Annotated in this window: 15 protein-coding genes; 5 read left to right on the top strand and 10 right to left on the bottom strand. The window is 68.6% G+C overall.

Translation table 11 applies throughout. From position 1 onward, the window contains the following. A partial coding sequence (locus tag MKK55_RS01815; protein WP_243932990.1) for a hypothetical protein occupies positions 1-201 on the top strand: 201 nt, incomplete at its 5' end. Positions 202-325: 124 nt separating this feature from the next. Here the strand turns inward: MKK55_RS01815 and MKK55_RS01810 are convergent. Beyond that, on the bottom strand, positions 326-1,216 hold the full coding sequence (locus tag MKK55_RS01810) for an outer membrane protein (protein ID WP_243932988.1): 891 nt from the start codon (positions 1,214-1,216) through the stop codon (positions 326-328). Positions 1,217-1,615: 399 nt separating this feature from the next. Between MKK55_RS01810 and MKK55_RS01805 the strand changes: the two genes are divergently transcribed. The 3 genes from MKK55_RS01805 (at position 1,616) to MKK55_RS01795 (ending at position 4,840) form a co-directional block, all read left to right on the top strand. Further along, positions 1,616-1,882, top strand: coding sequence for a hypothetical protein (locus MKK55_RS01805; protein ID WP_243932986.1), 267 nt, complete (start codon positions 1,616-1,618; stop codon positions 1,880-1,882). A 204-nt stretch (positions 1,883-2,086) separates the two neighbouring features. Beyond that, entirely contained in the window at positions 2,087-3,667 is a 1,581-nt protein-coding gene (locus MKK55_RS01800) for a DEAD/DEAH box helicase (protein ID WP_243932985.1), read from the top strand. Between the two features lie 111 nt (positions 3,668-3,778). Continuing rightward, positions 3,779-4,840, top strand: coding sequence for a GGDEF domain-containing protein (locus MKK55_RS01795; RefSeq protein WP_147726386.1), 1,062 nt, complete (start codon positions 3,779-3,781; stop codon positions 4,838-4,840). A gap of 8 nt (positions 4,841-4,848) precedes the next feature. Here MKK55_RS01795 and sufA read toward each other — a convergent pair whose 3' ends face one another. The 8 genes from sufA to MKK55_RS01755 all read right to left on the bottom strand — a co-directional run bounded on the left by sufA (position 4,849) and on the right by MKK55_RS01755 (position 12,376). Beyond that, positions 4,849-5,226: a Fe-S cluster assembly scaffold SufA gene (gene sufA / locus MKK55_RS01790; protein WP_147726385.1), complete on the bottom strand. Its 378-nt coding sequence runs from the start codon at positions 5,224-5,226 to the stop codon at positions 4,849-4,851. Positions 5,227-5,331: 105 nt separating this feature from the next. Next, positions 5,332-5,715: an SUF system Fe-S cluster assembly protein gene (locus tag MKK55_RS01785; protein ID WP_243932983.1), complete on the bottom strand. Its 384-nt coding sequence runs from the start codon at positions 5,713-5,715 to the stop codon at positions 5,332-5,334. Positions 5,716-5,767: 52 nt separating this feature from the next. Then, positions 5,768-7,012, bottom strand: a complete 1,245-nt coding sequence (locus MKK55_RS01780) for a cysteine desulfurase (protein WP_243932994.1) — start codon at positions 7,010-7,012, stop codon at positions 5,768-5,770. Positions 7,013-7,238: 226 nt separating this feature from the next. Further along, the gene (locus MKK55_RS01775) at positions 7,239-8,561 is read right to left on the bottom strand and encodes a SufB/SufD family protein (RefSeq protein WP_243932982.1); all 1,323 of its coding nucleotides are present in this window, start codon (positions 8,559-8,561) and stop codon (positions 7,239-7,241) included. Positions 8,562-8,565: 4 nt separating this feature from the next. Next, complete coding sequence (gene sufC / locus MKK55_RS01770) at positions 8,566-9,318, bottom strand: Fe-S cluster assembly ATPase SufC (protein ID WP_147726382.1); 753 nt, start codon at positions 9,316-9,318, stop codon at positions 8,566-8,568. 50 nt (positions 9,319-9,368) lie between these two features. Next, on the bottom strand, positions 9,369-9,560 hold the full coding sequence (locus tag MKK55_RS01765) for a hypothetical protein (protein ID WP_243932981.1): 192 nt from the start codon (positions 9,558-9,560) through the stop codon (positions 9,369-9,371). Between the two features lie 107 nt (positions 9,561-9,667). Continuing rightward, entirely contained in the window at positions 9,668-11,137 is a 1,470-nt protein-coding gene (gene sufB / locus MKK55_RS01760; RefSeq protein ID WP_147726380.1) for a Fe-S cluster assembly protein SufB, read from the bottom strand. Positions 11,138-11,206: 69 nt separating this feature from the next. Continuing rightward, a complete protein-coding gene (locus MKK55_RS01755) occupies positions 11,207-12,376 on the bottom strand; it encodes a cysteine desulfurase family protein (protein ID WP_243932980.1) in 1,170 nt (389 codons plus the stop codon). Positions 12,377-12,670: 294 nt separating this feature from the next. Here MKK55_RS01755 and MKK55_RS01750 point away from each other — a divergent pair, with 294 nt between their 5' ends. Continuing rightward, positions 12,671-13,327 (top strand): alpha/beta hydrolase, encoded by a 657-nt coding sequence (locus MKK55_RS01750; protein ID WP_147726378.1) that lies wholly within the window; start codon positions 12,671-12,673, stop codon positions 13,325-13,327. 85 nt (positions 13,328-13,412) lie between these two features. Here the strand turns inward: MKK55_RS01750 and MKK55_RS01745 are convergent, their stop codons facing one another. After that, positions 13,413-17,501 (bottom strand): Pls/PosA family non-ribosomal peptide synthetase, encoded by a 4,089-nt coding sequence (locus MKK55_RS01745; protein ID WP_409566001.1) that lies wholly within the window; start codon positions 17,499-17,501, stop codon positions 13,413-13,415. Between the last annotated feature and the right edge of the window lie 200 nt (positions 17,502-17,701).

Below are 17,701 nucleotides of genomic sequence, written 5' to 3'. Positions count from 1 at the left end.
CCGTGGATCGGCGACACCGATGGCGTGGGGTCTGGACAAGGACACAGCGGTAGCGGGGACAACTCCGAGAAACCAATAGAATGCTACAACGAGCCTATTGCAGGGCATCTGGTTTTATCTAATATCCAGATAGGTCCATTCCATCTACAAAACAACTTCGAGCGCGCCCTAACCGGCGCGCTTTTCTTGTTGCCGATCTGAGTCTTAGACAGCGAGATCCTGAAACAATAAACGCCCCAGGAGGCTTGCTCCTGAGGCGTTGTTCGACCTAGCGGCCAGTCTGATCGGGCTGGGGATCCCTAGGCCAAAAGAATGGCCGAAGGTCCTAGTACGAGCCGAACTTGTAGTTCAGGCCGGCGCGCACGACGGCGAACTCGGTGCTGTTGTTGCGGTTCAGGCCGCTCTGCACGACGGTCACGCCCGGCGAGGTCAGGGTCACGGTGCCGGTCGAGTTGGAGGCGAAGGCGCCGTTGTTGCGGCCGCCCTGGTCGAGGTTCACGTACAGGCCTTCCACCTTCAGCGTCACGGCCGAGGAGCGGAAGAAGTTCAGGAACGAGTCGGTCGGCAGGGCGTACTCGACGCCGGCGCCGGCAGCCCAGCCGGTCTGGAAGTCGTTGCGGGACACGCCCGAACCGAAGTCACGGCCGCCGCCGCTGCCGTAGGCGAAGCCGCCGGTGCCGTACACGAGGGTGCGGTCGAAGGCGTAGCCGAGGCGACCGCGCACGGTGCCGAAGTAGTCGAGGCTGGAGAGGCCCGACGGGTTGTAGATCAGGTTGCCGGGCAGGATGCCGCCGCCAGCGACGGTGGCCGACGAGAAGCGGTTGCGGTTCTGGCCGAAGTCGACGTACTGCGCGTCGGCCTCGATGCCGATCACGACGCCCGAGCCCGGGGTGAACTGGTAGTTGTAGCCGACCTGGCCACCGCCGGTGAAGCCGTCGTTGCCGCGGCTGCCGCCGAAGGCGAGCACGCCGCCGGTGTTGCCGCCGGCCGGGCCGGCGAAGATCGCGTTGCCGGGCGAGACGCCGACGACGGTGGCGCCGCGGCGATCGCTGGCATCGAAGCCGTAGCCGGCGTTGATACCGAAGTACGCGCCCGTCCAGGTGAACACCGGAACCGGGGTGAACACCGGCGGCGGAGCGCGACGCGGAAGGTCAGCGGCGGACGCGACGGCGGTGAGGCCGGCGAGAACGGTGGTGGCGAGGAGAAGGCTCTTCATTTTTTTCCAGGTCCTGGTTGGCAAAGCCGAGTTTGTTCTAAGCCGGGTTGCCCGCTCGGTCTGTCGCTTTCCTGCAACAAGCTCGCTCAGATGACCCGGAAGCGGTCAACGAAAGATGAAGGTTACGCCCGGCTTACGCGATGTCGTTCGCAGGTGTGTCTTGGCGCACATGGTCCGGCAGGAAAGATCAGGGTTCGCCCCACGCCTCGTTCTGTTGTCCGGGGTTCACGATCGATTTACCGAAGACCGGAGCCGTGCTTATCATATGTCATGACCCTGCTCGGGCGGTGGCATTTTATTTCCTCCCTCGGAAGCCGTTGCGGCCGTAAGGCGAAGATTAACCATGAGCCTTCACCGTCGATCTCCGCGAGGGGCCGGAATTCGGCGGACAGGTGCGCGATGAGCGAAGACATCGGGTCGGCGAAGTCGCACGGCATCCTGCGCTGGACGATCCAGACCACCGGCATCGCCGCGATCGTCGCCCTCGCGGCGGCCCATCACTTCGCGCGGGCCGATCGGAACGCTGAGCCGACCCGTATGGCCCAGGCGACGTCGAGGGGGACGATCGCCGATCCGGAGACGACCGGCTCGATCGCGCAGGGCGTTCGCGCCGTGAGGCTCGATCCCTGCAACCTCCCTTCGAGCATGCGTGGCCTCCGCCCATAAGGGGCAGTCTTCGCACCTTTCGGAGGGGGAAACCCCGGCTCGTCCGGGTGCATCAGATTGACAAGTGGTTGCAAGGGCCTAAGTGTCCCGCGCACTCGCAGGCGCGGCGGGCCGTCGACCCGACCGGCCGTCGCTGCCGTCGCCGCGACGATGTCCTCCGCGCCGGCCCTGCCCGACCCCGCGCGCAACGGTTCTCAAAAGATTATGTCATTTGCCGATCTCGGATTGAGCGACAAGGTCCTCCAGGCCGTCACCGCCGCCGGCTATACGGAACCGACGCCGATCCAGAGCCAGGCGATCCCGCACGTGCTCGCCCGGCGCGACGTCCTGGGCATCGCGCAGACCGGCACCGGCAAGACGGCCGCGTTCACCCTGCCGATGCTGACCATGCTCGAGAACGGGCGGGCGCGGGCGCGGATGCCGCGGACGCTGATCCTCGAGCCGACCCGCGAGCTGGCGGCGCAGGTGGTCGAGAATTTCGATCGCTATGGCACCAACCACAAGCTCAACGTCGCGCTGATCATCGGCGGCGTCTCCTTCGCCGACCAGGACGCCAAGCTGACCCGCGGCACCGACGTGCTGATCGCGACGCCGGGGCGCCTGCTCGACCATTTCGAGCGCGGCAAGTTGCTGCTCAGCGGCGTCGAGCTCCTGGTCATCGACGAGGCCGACCGCATGCTCGACATGGGGTTCATCCCCGACATCGAGCGCATCGTGAAGATGGTGCCGTTCACCCGCCAGACGCTGTTTTTCTCCGCGACCATGCCGCCGGAGATCGAGCGGCTCGCCGACATCTTCCTGCACAATCCCGAGCGGATCGAGGTGGCGCGCGCCGCCTCCACCGCCTCGACCATCGTGCAGCGTCTGGTCGCGACCTCGTCGGACGGCAGCGCCAAGCGCGAGCGCCTGCGCAAGCTGATCCGCGGCGAGGCCGACCTGAAGAACGGCATCATCTTCTGCAACCGCAAGCGCGACGTCGCGCTGCTGCAGAAGTCGCTGGTGAGCCACGGCTTCGATGCCGCCGCGCTCCATGGCGACATGGACCAGCGCTCGCGCACCACCGCCCTCGAAGCCTTCCGCGGCGGCGAGACGGCCTTGCTGGTTGCGAGCGACGTCGCGGCGCGCGGCCTCGACATCCCCGCGGTGAGCCACGTCTTCAACTTCGACGTGCCGAACCATCCCGAGGATTACGTCCACCGCATCGGCCGCACCGGCCGCGCCGGCCGTTCGGGGGCGGCCTTCACCCTGGTCAGCCGCAGCGACGACCGCTCGCTCCAGGCGATCGAGTCGCTGATCGGGCAGCCGATCCCGTGGATGGACGGGGACGTCGACACCGCCGCGCCGAGCCAGGAAGGCACCGACGAGGGCGAGACGCGCACCCGCCATCGCGGACGCGCCGGCGATTCCGCGCGACGCGGCCGAAAGGTCCCCGCCGAGGCCGAGGCGCCGCGGGAGGCGCGGTCGTCGCGTGGACGGAGGGATTCCGTCAAGACGGAGCCTTCCGCCAACCTAGAGTCCGGCTCGGTTGCGGAGACCTCGCCTCGGCGCGAGCCTCAGCGGCGACCGGACGAGGCGCGGCGGGAGGCACCGCGCCGTCCGGCAGCCGAGGCGCGGCCGCGTCCCGAGCGAACTCCCGCCCCCGCGGCTCGCCCGCCGCAGGACCGGTCGCGCGACGAGCGCGGCTATGGGCGCCGCCGCGACGAGGACGGCGATACGCCCGTCGGTCTCGGCGAGCACGTTCCGGCCTTCATGCTGCGGCCGGCGGTGATCAAGAAGCAGGATTGAGCCGCAGATCGCGACCTCGGCCTTAACCCTCCGTCCACGCTCCTTAAGGTAGCTTGCGGCGTCCGACCCGAACGCCGACGCGACGGGGCGGCGATGGACGATGGGGATCGGATGAGCGAAGGGCTTTATGCCGACCGCGATCGCAGCTTCGCCCTGGCGCGCCGCGCCCAGGAGCTGATGCGCGATTACGGGCCCTCGGCGACACCGCGGGCCTACGCCGTCTGGTACACCTACGTCTCCGGCGATCAGCCGCTGATGAACGACGCGATCAAGCGTCTCACCGCGACGAACGCGGGATTGTCCGCCTCGGACGTCGACGATCTCTACGACAGCTATCTCGGCGGCTCGCGCTACGTCACGGCCGCCGGAGAGACCGGCGCGACGATGCTGACCGAGATCGAGGGCGTCATGGAGATGCTCGACCTCTCGCTCGGCTCGGCCGCGCAGTACGGCGAGTCGTTGCGCGCTCTGAGCCACGACCTCTCGGTCTCGACGCTGAATCGGGCGCGCCTGCGCGAGATCGTGGCCACCCTGGTCGCGACGACGCGGGAAGTCGCCTCCAACAACCGGACCCTCGAGGCGCGGATGCGGGAAAGCCGCACCGAGGTCGAATCCTTGCGCGAGAAGCTCGAGGCGACGCGGATCGAGAGCCTGACGGATCCGCTGACCGGGCTGGCGAACCGCAAGCATTTCGAGGAGATGCTGCACAAGGCGCTCGATCGCGCCTCGCTCGGCACGTCCTCGAGCCTCGTCGTGCTCGACATCGATTTCTTCAAGCGCTTCAACGACCTCTACGGCCACCTCACCGGCGATCAGGTGCTGCGCCTGGTCGCCGTCGTCATGCGAGAAAGCGTCGAGAAGGGCGCGATGCTCGCCCGTTTCGGCGGCGAGGAGTTCGGCATCCTGCTGCCCGGCACGAACCGGGAAACGGCCTACGCCATCGCGGAGAAAGTCCGAACCAGCGTGATGGGCCGGGAGCTGATCAAGCGCTCGACCGGGGAATCGCTCGGGAAGGTCACGATCTCGCTCGGCGTGGCGTGCTACCGCCGCGGCGACACGCCGGTCTCGTTGCTGGAGCGTGCGGACCTGTGCATGTTCGCCGCCAAGCGCGCCGGCCGCAACCGCACGCTCGACGATGCGACCACGGCGGACCTCGTCGCCGCGGTCGCCTGATCGCGGGTTCAGGCCGAGGCGAGCAGCCGCTCCGGGCCGACCGGCGTGATCGCGACGGACTCGCCGCAGCCGCAGGCCGAGGTCTGGTTCGGGTTGTTGAACACGAACTGCGAGGCGAGCTTGCTGGACTGGAAGTCCATCTGCGTGCCGAGCAGGAACAGCAGCGCCTTCGGATCGACGAAGACCTTCACGCCGCGATCCTCGACCATGTCCTCGCCGGGCTTGCGATCCTCGGCATATTCCATTGTGTAGGACATCCCTGCGCAGCCGCCGTTCTTCACGCCGACCCGCAGGCCCGCGATCGGCCGGTCGGCGTCGGCGATGATCGCCTTGATGCGGTCGGCTGCCGCATCCGTCAGCGACATGACCTTGAAACTCGTGGACATCGGTGTCTCTCCGGCAGCCGGGTTCAAGGCCCGGGCGGTTGAGGGTGCGCGTACGGTCTTAAGATAAGGATCGCGCGGAGCACGGTCCATACCGCTCGGTGACGCTCACCACATGTCGAGGGCGACGCGGGCCTCGTCGGACATGCGGCTCTGATCCCACGGCGGATCGAACACCATCGTCACCGCGCAGGATTGGACGCCCGGGACCTTGGCGACCGCATCCTCGACCCAGCCCGGCATCTCGCCGGCGACCGGGCAGCCCGGAGCCGTCAGCGTCATGTCGATCGACACCTTGCGGTCGTCGTCGATGTCGACCTTGTAGATCAGGCCGAGCTCGTAGATGTCGGCTGGGATCTCGGGATCGTAGACCGACTTCAGCGCGGCCACGATATCGTCGGTCAGCCGGTCGAGCTCGGCGGGCGGCACGCCCTCGGCTCCGGCGACCTTCGGCGTGTTGGCGCCTCCGGTGATCGTCGCGTCGCTGCTCATGCTCATCTCCTCATCGCGCCGCCGCGGCGGGGCGGCGACCCAGTCCAAACGCTCAGGCGAACATCATCTCGGCGCGGGCGAGCGCCTCGGCCAGCACGTCGATCTCGGCCTGGGTGTTGTACATCCCGAACGAGGCGCGGCAGGTCGAGGTGACACCGAAGCGGGTGAGCAGCGGCATCGCGCAATGCGTGCCGGCCCGGACCGCGACGCCCGAACGGTCGATCACCGTCGCGATGTCGTGGGCATGGGCGCCCTTCATCTCGAAGGCGATGACGCCGACCTTGCCCTTCGCGGTTCCGATCTGCCGGATCGCATTCATCGCGCCGAGCCGTTCCTGGGCATAGGCGGTGAGCGCGGCCTCGTGCGCCGCGATCTTGTCGCGCCCGACCGACATCATGAACTCCAGCGCCGCGCCGAGGCCGATGGCCTCGACGATCGCCGGCGTGCCCGCCTCGAACCGATGCGGCGGATCGTTGTAGGTGATCGCCTCCTGGCTGACCGTGCGGATCATCTCACCGCCGCCCTGGTAGGGCGGCAGGCGCTCCAGCCATTCCTTCTTGCCGTAAAGCACGCCGATCCCGGTCGGGCCGTAGACCTTGTGACCGGTGAAGACGAAGAAGTCGCAATCGAGCGCCCGCACGTCGACCGGCTGATGCACCGCGCTCTGCGCGCCGTCGAGCAGCACCGGCACGCCGTGGGCGTGGGCGATGCGGACGATCTCGGCCGCCGGCGTGACCGTGCCCAGCACGTTCGACATCTGCGTGATCGCGACCATCTTGGTGCGCGGCGTGAACAGCTTCTCGTAGTCCTCGACGAGGAAGTTGCCCTCGTCGTCGACCGGCGCCCACTTGATGACGGCCCCGCGGCGTTCGCGCAGAAAGTGCCAGGGCACGATGTTGGAATGGTGCTCCATGATCGAGAGGATGATCTCGTCCCCCTCCCCGATCATCCCGGCCCAGCCCATCGACGCGGCCACGAGGTTGTAGGCCTCGGTGGCGTTGCGGGTGAAGATGATCTCGTCGGTCGACGCGGCATTCAGGAACTGCCGCGTGGTCTCGCGGGCACCCTCGAATCCCTCGGTCGCGGCGTTGGCCATGAAGTGCAGGCCGCGATGGACGTTGGCGTAGCCGGTCTCCATGCACGCGACCATCGCGTCGATGACCGCGCGCGGCTTCTGCGACGAGGCGGCGTTGTCGAGGTAGACCAGCGGCTTGCCGTAGACTTTCTCCGACAGGATCGGAAATTGCGCCCGGATCGCCTCGACGTCGTAGGTAGGCTGGCGGAGAGGAGCGTTCATGGTGTCGGCCTCGAACCGGCGGTCTTTCGCAAGCATCGCCCCTCCAACCTGCAGCCTCGTCCAGAGGTGCCGAAGCGAAGCGGAGGCCTCGACGGAGGTCTCCAGAGATAGTGCGATCCCTCGTCTCCTCCTTCGAGGCCCACCGACGTGGGCGCCTCAGGATGAAGGTCTGGGAGGGATCGCGGTCACATCACCCATTTTCCAGGATGCGCGCGACCGGGGCCGATCACCCCCGCGAGGCCAGCCAAGCCTCGATCTCGCCGATGAGCGCCGCGCGGGCGCCCTCGTGCGTGACCGACTCCACCGCCTCGCCGACGAAGGCCTGCACCAGCAGGCTCTCGGCGATCGGCTTCGGCAGGCCGCGGGCCATGAGGTAGAACAGCAGGTCTTGGTCCGGGGCGCCGCAGGTGGCGCCGTGGCCGCAGGCGACGTCGTCGGCGAAGATCTCGAGCTCCGGCTTGTTCATCATCTGCCCCTCGTCGGAGAGGAGCAGGCAATCGGACTTCATCTTGCCGTCGGTCTTCTGCGCGATCTGGCGGACGATGATCTTGCCCTGGAACACGCCGGTGGCGTCGCCGTCGATCACCGTCTTGAACATCTCGCGGCCGACGCCGCCGACCGCCGCATGGTCGGCCAGCAGCGTCGAGTCGGCGAGCTGCCCGTCGCCGAGCATCGCCGCGCCGTTGACGACCGCGTTCACGTTCTCGCCGGCCACGTGCATGTAGATCTGGTGGCGCGACAGCACGGCGCCGGTGACGAGGTTCACCGTTTCCAGCCTCGACTCGTCGTCGAGCCGCACGCTGATGGTCGAGAGCGCGATCGCCTTGTCGCCCTCGCGGTTGATCCGCGCGTGCCGGAAGGCGGCATGCTTGCCGACATGGACGTCGAGGGCGTCGTTCGGCTGGTAGGTCAGCCCGTTCGGGCCCTCGTGCGTCTCGAGCAAGGTGAACTCGGCGCCGTCGGCGACCTCGACCAGAACGCGCGTCGCGGTGGAGAAGCCCTCCGCCCCGGCGCCGACGAAGCGCAGGTGCAGCGGGGTCTCGACCTTGGCGCCGGCCTCCACCGAGATCAGCGCGCCGTCGGCGAGGAAGGCGGTGTTCAGCTGATAGATCGGGTTCTCGCGGGCCTGCGCCACCGGCGCAAGGTTCTTCAGGCGCGCATCGCCCCGGCTCAGGGCCTCGTTCAGCGGCGATACCGAGACGCCGGCGGGCACGCGATCGAGATCGGACAGCTCGCGGATCAGGTGCCCGTTGACGAAGGTCAGGCGCACCGCCTCGACCGCCGAGAACGCGGTCGCGGCGGCGACGGCGGACGTGGCGAGGTCGAGCGCCGGCGTCTCGGCCGGCGGCGCGGCTTCCTGCATCGCGGCACGCAGGTCGGTGTACTTGAACGCCTCGATGCGGCGGCTCGGCAGGCCGACGGCCTCGAAGAAGCGGAACGCCTCCTCGCGGGAGATCGCGGTTTCGCTGCCGAACCCCTTGCGGGCGGTCTCGAACAGGGTCGAGAGACCGGTCTCGGCGCTGGTGCGGAGATTGGCGATGTCGGCCATGGGCTTACGCAGCCTCGTTGGTGCGGTACTCGGCGTAGCCGGAGGCCTCGAGTTCCTTGGCGAGCTCCTTGCCGCCGGTCTTCACGATGAGACCCTTCGACATGACGTGCACGGTGTCGGGCACGATGTAGTCGAGCAGGCGCTGGTAGTGGGTGATGACCAGGAACGAGCGGCCCTGCGCGCGCAGGGCGTTGACGCCCTCGGAGACGATGCGCAACGCGTCGATGTCGAGGCCGGAATCCGTCTCGTCGAGCACGCAGAACTTCGGCTGCAGAAGCGCCATCTGCAGGATCTCCATGCGCTTCTTCTCGCCGCCGGAGAACCCGACGTTGAGGGCGCGGCGGAGCATGTCCTTGTTGATCTCGAGCTTCTCGGCCGCCGCGTTGACCTGGCGGATGAAGTCCGGGGTCGCGATCTCGGCCTCGCCGCGGGCGCGGCGCTGGGCGTTGAGGCAGGCCTTGAGGAAGGTCATCGTGCCGACGCCCGGGATCTCCAGCGGATACTGGAAGGCGAGGAACACGCCGGCCGCGGCGCGCTCGTCCGCGCCCATCTCCAACACGTTCTGGCCGTCGAGCAGGATCTCGCCGTCGAGGACCTCGTAGTCCTCCTTGCCGGCGATGACGTAGGAGAGCGTCGACTTGCCGGAGCCGTTCGGACCCATGATCGCGGCGACCTCGCCGTCGTTCACGGTGAGGTTCAGGCCGTTGAGGATGCGGTTGTCCTCGATCTGCACGACGAGGTTCTTGATTTCGAGCATGTTCGCGTAGTCCCGAAGATGGTGTGCGACGGTATCGCCCTGCGGTCCCGTCAGAGAAATTTTTGAAGCGCTGCGATCACGGCGACGGCGGCCGCGATGATCGCCCTGAGCTTCACGGTCATTCGGAGTTCGAGTTCGCGCAGCGAACCGTCGATCCCCGCCTTCAACGCCTTGAGTGCCAACCTCAGCGTCTTCTCCATATCCGCCAAATCCGCCTTGGTCGCGGAATCGGCGATGATCATGTCGCGTGCCGGTTCAGCGCGCGACGGCCTGCTCGCGTCCGACACCCACCTGTTCGAGCCGTTGGGTCAACTGCAGGGTGTCGAACGCGAAGGCCATCGCGTGTTGCCTACCCCACCGAGCCTTCGAGGCTGATCGAGATCAGCTTCTGAGCCTCGACGGCGAACTCCATCGGCAACTGCTGCAGCACGTCGCGCACGAAGCCGTTGACGATGAGCGCGGTCGCCTCCTCCTCGGAAAGGCCGCGCTGCAGGCAGTAGAACTTCTGGTCCTCGGAGATTTTCGAGGTGGTGGCCTCGTGCTCGAACACCGCGGACGCGTTCTTCGACTCGATGTAGGGCACGGTGTGCGCCCCGCACTGGTCGCCGATCAGCAGGCTGTCGCAATTGGTGAAGTTGCGCGCGTTCGAGGCCTTCTTGTGCGCCGAGACGAGGCCGCGATAGGTGTTCTGAGAGCGGCCCGCCGAGATGCCCTTCGAGATGATCCGGCTGGTGGTGTTCTTTCCCAGATGGATCATCTTGGTGCCGGAATCGACCTGCTGCATGCCGTTCGACACCGCGATCGAGTAGAACTCGCCGCGGGAATTGTCGCCGCGCAGGATGCAGGACGGGTACTTCCAGGTGATCGCCGAGCCGGTCTCGACCTGCGTCCACGAGATCTTCGAGTTGTCCCCGCGGCAATCGCCGCGCTTGGTCACGAAGTTGTAGATGCCGCCCTTGCCTTCGTTGTCGCCCGGGTACCAGTTCTGGACGGTCGAGTACTTGATCTCGGCGTCCTCCAGGGCGACGAGCTCGACCACCGCGGCGTGCAGCTGGTTGTCGTCGCGCTTCGGGGCGGTGCAGCCCTCGAGATACGAGACGTAGGAGCCCTTGTCGGCAATGATCAGCGTGCGCTCGAACTGGCCGGTGTCGCGCTCGTTGATGCGGAAGTAGGTCGACAGCTCCATCGGGCAGCGCACGCCCGGCGGGATGTAGACGAACGAGCCGTCCGAGAAGACGGCCGAGTTCAGCGTCGCGAAGAAGTTGTCGGTCACCGGCACGACCGAGCCGAGGTACTTTCTGACGAGGTCCGGGTACTCGCGGATCGCCTCCGAGATCGGCATGAAGATCACGCCGGCCTTCGACAGCTCGGCCTTGAACGTCGTCGCGACCGAGACGGAGTCGAACACGGCGTCCACGGCGACCCGGCGCTCGGGGGCGATGCCCTCCAGCACCTCGACCTCGCGGAGCGGGATGCCGAGCTTCTCGTAGGTCTTCAGGATCTCGGGGTCGATCTCGTCGAGCGACATCGCCGCCGGACGCTTCGGCGCGGCGTAGTAGTAGATGTTGTTGTAGTCGACCTTGTCGTAGGCGACGCGGGCCCAGTCCGGCTCCTGCATGGTCTGCCAGCGCTTGTAGGCGTCGAGCCGCCAGGCGAGCATCCACTCCGGCTCGTCCTTCTTGGCAGAGATGAAGCGCACCACATCCTCGGAGATGCCCTTCTCGGACTTCTCCATCTCGATGGTGGTCTCGAAGCCGTACTTGTACTGGTCGAGGTCGATCGAGCGGACCCGATCGATGGTTTCCTGCACGGCAGGCATCAGCGTCTCCTAAGCATCGCCGGTTTCAAGGACCGGAGGCTTCCATGTGAGATGGCGTCGGCGCGGCGCTCAGGCCGCAAGCCCTCGCCGTCTATATAGGGTCTCGACGACCCGTTCGAAGGCACCGAGGAAGCGCGCAGTGTCGCCCTCCCCCGTATTCCAGCCGAGGCTGACGCGTAGCGCCCCCGCGGCCAGCGCAGGGCTCACGCCCATGGCGGCCAGGACCGGCGACCGCGCCACCTTGCCCGACGCGCAGGCCGATCCCGACGACACCGCCACGCCGGCGAGATCGAAGGCGATCAGGGCGGTCGGCGCATCGAGCCCCGGCACCGCGAAGCACAGGGTGTTCGGCAACCGCTCGGCGTCACGGCCGAACACCACCCCGTCCGGCGCGCGGGCCAGCACCGCCTCCTCCAGCGCGTCGCGCAGCTGCGCGAGGCGCCGGGATTCCGTATCGAGCGCGAGGCGGGCGATCTCCGCCGCCTCGCCCATCCCGACGAGCCCGGGAAGGTTCTCGGTGCCGCAGCGCAGCCGCGCCTCCTGGCCGCCGCCGCGGACGAAGGCCGCGTCGAGCTGCGCGTCGTCCCGCAGCACCAGCGCGCCGACGCCCTTCGGCGCCGAGAACTTGTGCCCGGACAGGGTCAGCGCATCGAGCCCGAGCGCAGCGAAATCGACCGGGATCTTGCCGACCGCCTGCACCGCGTCGCTGTGCACGAGGGTGCGGCCGTGCCGCCTCGCCAGGGCCACGACGGCGGCGATCGGCTGCACCACGCCGGTCTCGTTGTTGGCCGCGTGCACCGAGACGAGCACGTCCAGGTCGCGAAGGGCGTCGAGCCGCGCCGCCAGCGCATCGAGGTCGAGCACGCCGGAAGCCAGGACCGGTAGCACCTCGACGGCGTCGGCCGGGAAGCGGTGGCCGGCGGTGACGCAGGGGTGCTCGGTCGCGCCGATCAGAAGCCGCGTCGGTGCGGCGCTCCCCCGCCGGCGGAGCGCGCCGGACAGGACGGCGTTGGCCGCCTCGGTGCCGCCACTGGTGAAAGTGACCTGAGACGCCGCGGCACCGACGAGGCAGGCGAGCTTGTCGCGGGCATCCTCGAGCATCGCCCGCGCCGCACGCCCCTCGGCATGGACGGAGGACGGGTTGCCGGGCAGCGCCAGCGCCCGCACGACCGCGTGCGACACCGCCGGACTGACCGGAGACGTGGCGTTGTGGTCGAAATAGGCGCGGTCCGCTGTCATCCGTTCTCCGACTGGCGAAAGATGCGACATTTCCTTGCTTTGGCACCGGGTCGGCGTGCTAAGCCGCGCCGTCGACACGGTTTCGGACCGCCGAACGGCGTTTCCAGGCTGGTCGGGGAAGACCCCGCTGCCGCGCTGTTTAGAAAAGTTCTAATCGCCTAGAATTATTCTAAGAGCGCTTTTACGTCGGGCGCGGGGCGAGTCAAGGCGGTCGCGCGACCGCGCAGGTCGAAGCGTACACGGCCATCCGGGCAGGCGGACTCGCCCGGCATGGCCACAGGAGTCGAGGACACTATGCCCGAGGTCATCTTCACCGGTCCCGCCGGCCGACTGGAGGGTCGCTATCAGGCCCCCAAGAAGCGGGGCGCGCCGATCGCGATCGTGCTGCATCCGCACCCCCAGTTCGGCGGCACGATGAACAATCAGATCGTGTACAACCTCTTCTACACGTTCGCCAATCGCGGCTTCGCGGCCCTGCGCTTCAACTTCCGCGGCGTCGGCCGCAGCCAGGGCGCCTTCGACCACGGCTCGGGCGAGCTGTCGGACGCCGCCGCCGCGCTCGACTGGGTGCAGTCGGTCAACCCCGAGGCCAAGTCCTGCTGGATCGCCGGTGTCTCGTTCGGCTCGTGGATCGGGATGCAGCTGCTGATGCGCCGCCCCGAGATCGAGGGCTTCATCTCGATCGCCGCGATGGCCAACCGCTACGATTTCACTTTCCTCGCGCCCTGCCCCTCCTCCGGCCTGTTCGTGCACGGCTCCGAGGATCGCGTGGCCCCGGCCCGCGAGGTCATGCCGGTGATCGAGAAGGTGAAGACCCAGAAGGGCGTCATCATCGAGCACCAGATGGTCGAGGGCGCCAACCACTTCTTCGACGGGCGCGTCGACGAGCTGACCCAGACGGTCGACACCTACCTCGACAAGCGCCTCGGCAAGAAGGACGAGGTGGCCTGAGGCCACTTCGTTCGAGCGGGCCTCGCAGCGGGCAGGCGCCGAACGGGCGGCCTGCCCTTTTTCCCGCCTCGCGCCCGCAACCGGATCACGCCACCGCGCGATCGGCCGGTGCGGTCAGCACCACCGGCACGGCCGGTGCGCCTTCCCATTCCGAATGCGCCGGGATCGATTCGCCCTTCATCACGATGGTGAGGGGCCGAAGCCGCGCGTAGTCGCCGACCTTGGTGTCGTAGAGCACCGTCGAGAATGCGCCGACCGAGACGCCACGGCCGATCACGACGCGGCCGACCTTCATGATCCGGTCCTCGTAGAGGTGGGTCTGCAGGGCGGCGGTGCGGTTGATGGTGGCGAAGTCGCCGATCGTCACGCAGTCGAACTCGGTGATGTCGGTGGTGAGCATGCACACGCCCTCGCCGACCTTCACCCCGAACAGACGCAGCGCCCAGGGCAGGAACGGCGTGCCCTGGAGATGCTCCAGCAGCACCTTGCCGGCCAAGCCCCAATAGGCGACCGCGATGGCCTCGGTGCGCATCGCCCACCACGACCACATCGGCCGCATGCCGGGCTGATAGACGCCCATCAACGCCCACTTCATGCCGATGACGGCGGCTGACTGGATCAGCGCGATCGCGACGCTGACCGTGACGAAGCTGACGGCGAGCCCGCTCCAGTCGCGCTCCAGGATCGCCGGGTAGAAGTACCAGTCGATCGCGGTGATCGCGAGGGTGATGTACAGCATCGGCGAGAACGAGGTCGCGAACGCCTCGAACACGCCGCGGCGGAGCTTGACCAGCGTGCCCGGCTCGTAGGTCTGAGCCAGCGTTCCGACGTCGACGCGCTGGCGCGACGGCAGCTTGATCGGCGGCGAACCGAACCAGGTGTCGCCCGGCGCCATCTCCTCGTTGGCCGGCGGCTTCGACTTGATGCCGATCAGCACGTCGTCGGGGATGTCGGCGCCCGGCGGCACCACCGCGTCGTTACCGACGAACACCCGCGCGCCCGTGCGGGCCGGCTGGAGGTGCATCCAGCCGCGGCGGATCTCCTCCTCGCCGTAGACCACCTCGTCGGCGATGAAGTTGCGGCTGCCGACCTCGGCGAGGTCGTGGCGGCTGCCGAGGTTGGTCGAGATCTCGGCGCCCTCCCCCATGCGCGCGCCCATCAGGCGGTACCACGCCCGCATGTAGACGGTGGCGAACAGCGAGGAGAGCGTCTCCAGCGTCACCTCGGCGGCGAGCGCCACCGACCACTTGCGCAGGTAGAAGCCGGACCAGATCGAGTAGGTGCCCGAGCGCCGCCGCGGCAGCACCAGCCAGCGGATGCCGGCGATGAGCAGCACCGTACCGGCGGTCATCAGCATGGCGGTGGGCCATGTCAGCAGCGGCAGGTACCAGTGGTAGTCGATGTCGGTGATGTCGGAGAGCGAGTCCGAGATCTGGTCGAAGATGAAGAACGCCGGGAAGATCGGCAGCAGGCCGACGGCGGGGATCGCGCCGAGCAGCAGGAGGTAGATCGCCCCGAAGCCGGCCCGGCGCCGGGCCGAGGCCGGGGCCTGCTTCGGAAGCTCCGCGACGTCGGCCATCCCGACCTTTCGTCCGGGCGAGCCGTCCCAGCGCTCGGCGGCGCCGATGCGCGTGCCGGCCGGAACGGTGGTGAGGTCGGCGATCTCGGCGTTGTCGGCGATCACCGTGTCGTGGCTGAGGACGCAGGAGGTGCCGACCGCCACGTCCCGGCCGATCTCGACCCGTCCGATCACCAGCTCGTTGCCGACGATCTCGGCGTTGGCGACGACGAGGCGGCCGCCGAGCGACGCGCCGTCGCCGATCGAGAGCAGGTCCGGGGCACCGATCTCGATGTCGGAGATCAGGGTGTCGCGGCCGACCTTCGCGCCCATCAGGCGGAGGTAGACGGCGATCGCGGGTGAGCCCTGCAGCCACTTGACGTGGACCAGCGGCGCCAGGCGCTGCGCCAGCCACCACCGGAAATAATACGCGCCCCAGAGCGGGTAGCGGCCGGGCTTCGTGCGGCCGAGGACGAGCCACTTGGCCGCGACCGCGATGGTCGCCGTCACCGCGTTGATCGCCACGTAGACGAGGAGCAGCACGCCGAGCTCGCCGAAGAAGCCGAGGCCGCCGCCGGTGAGCAGCAGGTAGGTGACGAAGATGCCGAGCCATTGCGCGGTCGCGAGCGCGATCACGAACGGCAGGGCCACCGCCTGGGCGAGCCCGCACAGCGCGCGGCGCCGGAGCGGCGGCGGCACGAAGGCGAGGTCGCGGATCGCGGTCTCGATGCCGGCGCCGCCGGTGCGGGCGATCAGCGCGTCCGAGATCCGGCGCAGGGTGCGCTCGCGGTAGACGTCCTGCAGCGTGATGCCGGCGAGCGCCGGGGCCTCGCGCACGGCTCCGACGAAGCGGGCGGCGAGCAGCGAATGGCCGCCGAGGTCGGAGAAGAAGTCGCCCTCGAGCGCGATCGGCTGGTTGCCGAAGACCTGCTTGGCGGCGGCGAGCAGCGCCGCCTCGGTCTGGTTCTCCGGGGGCTCCTGCTCGCCGTCGGCATCGACGATGGTGAGCGTCGCGACGCGAAGCGCCTTGCGGTCGACCTTGCCGGAGGTGAGGCGCGGCAGAACCTCGGCCGCCTCGAAATGGCCGGGCACCATGTAGGGCGGCATCTGCTCGGCCAGCGTCCGGCGCAAAGCCGCGCGGTCGAGGTCGTGGCCGCGGTCCGGTACGATGAACGCGACCAGCCGGTCGACGCCGTCGTCGTTGCGCAGCACCACCGCGGCCTGGGCGATCCCGGGCTGGGCCTGGATCCGCGACTCGATCTCGCCGAGTTCGACGCGGAAGCCGCGGATCTTGACCTGGTCGTCGATGCGGCCGTGGAACAGGATGTTGCCGCCGGCGTCGAGCGAGACCGCGTCGCCCGAGCGGTAGAGCAGCGGGTCGGCGCCGTCCGAGGCGTAGGGGTTGGCGATGAACTTGTCCGCGGTCAGCTCCGGCCGCTGCAGGTAGCCCTTCGCGACGCCGGGGCCGCCGATCAGCAGCTCGCCCGGCTCGCCGCGCCCGAGCAGGCGCAGGTCCTCGCCGGCGACGTAGACCGAGTAGTTCGCGATCGGGCCGCCGATGGTCACCGGCACGCCCGGGCGCATCTCGGCGGCGGTCGCGACCACCGTGGCCTCGGTCGGCCCGTAGGTGTTGAACAGCTTTCGCGAAGGCGTCGCCCAGCGTGCGACCAGCGGCTCGGGAAGCGCCTCGCCGCCGAGCAGGATCAGCCGCACGCTCGGCAGGTCTGCGGTGATCATCGCCAGCAGCGTCGGCACGGTGTCGATCACAGTGACCCCGGCCTCGGCGATGATCCGGGGCAGCGACTCGACGTCGCCCATCATCGCCGGGCTCGCGACGAACAGCGTCGCGCCGACGAGGTACGGGACCCAGATCTCCTCCATCGAGAGGTCGAAGGCGACCGAAGCGCCCTGGAAGACCACGTCGTCCGGCGCCATCCCGTAGAGCGCGTTTCCGGAGCGCAGGAAGTGGCAGATGTTGGCGTGGCTGATGACGATGCCCTTCGGCACGCCGGTCGAGCCGGAGGTGTAGATCAGGTAGGCGGGATGCTGCGGCGTCAGGCCGCCGGCGCGAAGGTCCGGCGTCGCCGCGTCCGCGGGCGTGCCGGCGAGCAGCGCATCGAGCGTCAGGGCCGGCGCGACGTCGGGCGCGCCCGGGGCCAGCGCCTCGGAGACCAGCAGAGCCTTCGCGGCGGCGTCGCCGAGGCAGACCGCGACCCGGTCGGCCGGCGCCTCGGCGTCGAACGGCAGCCAGGCGGCGCCGGACAGCGTGATCCCGATCTGGGCGGTGAGCAGGTCCGGCCCGCGCGCCATCCACAGGCCGACCACGTCGCCCGGCCCGATCCCGCGATGTGCGAGACCCGCCGCGATCCGTCCGGCGCGGGCGAAGACCTCGGCATAGGTGAGATGCGGGTGCCGGCCCGACGCGTCCTTGGCGGCGCCGTCGATCAGCGCCGGATGGTCCGGCCGTGCCCGCGCGGTCTCGGCGAAGATCTCGCCGAGAACCTCGTCGCGGATCAGGTCGGGACGCACCGGGCCGCGCAGCACGGCCCGGTCGGACGGGGTCGCCGCGGGGTGCCGGTCCGCTTCGGGCCGGATCATCTCGCCGAGGCTACTCATCGCATGCTCCGCTGCCAGCTCCGGGCGGAGCTGGGTTCCCGTCTGTCTCGCATGCGCACCCGGCCGGCGATCGGAGCGCGTTCCTGACGCGGGATCGTGCCGTTATCGAGGCAGTCCGCCGATCGGGTCGAGGCCGTGCGAACCGGCCCCGAGACCTCGCTGTATACCGGACCTTTGAACGGGTCTTGAACGGTCGGCGA

Origin of the sequence: Methylobacterium sp. J-059 (assembly GCF_022829485.1) — a bacterium.
In the GTDB taxonomy this organism is placed as follows: domain Bacteria; phylum Pseudomonadota; class Alphaproteobacteria; order Rhizobiales; family Beijerinckiaceae; genus Methylobacterium.
This window is presented reverse-complemented; position numbering and strand designations above follow the sequence as displayed.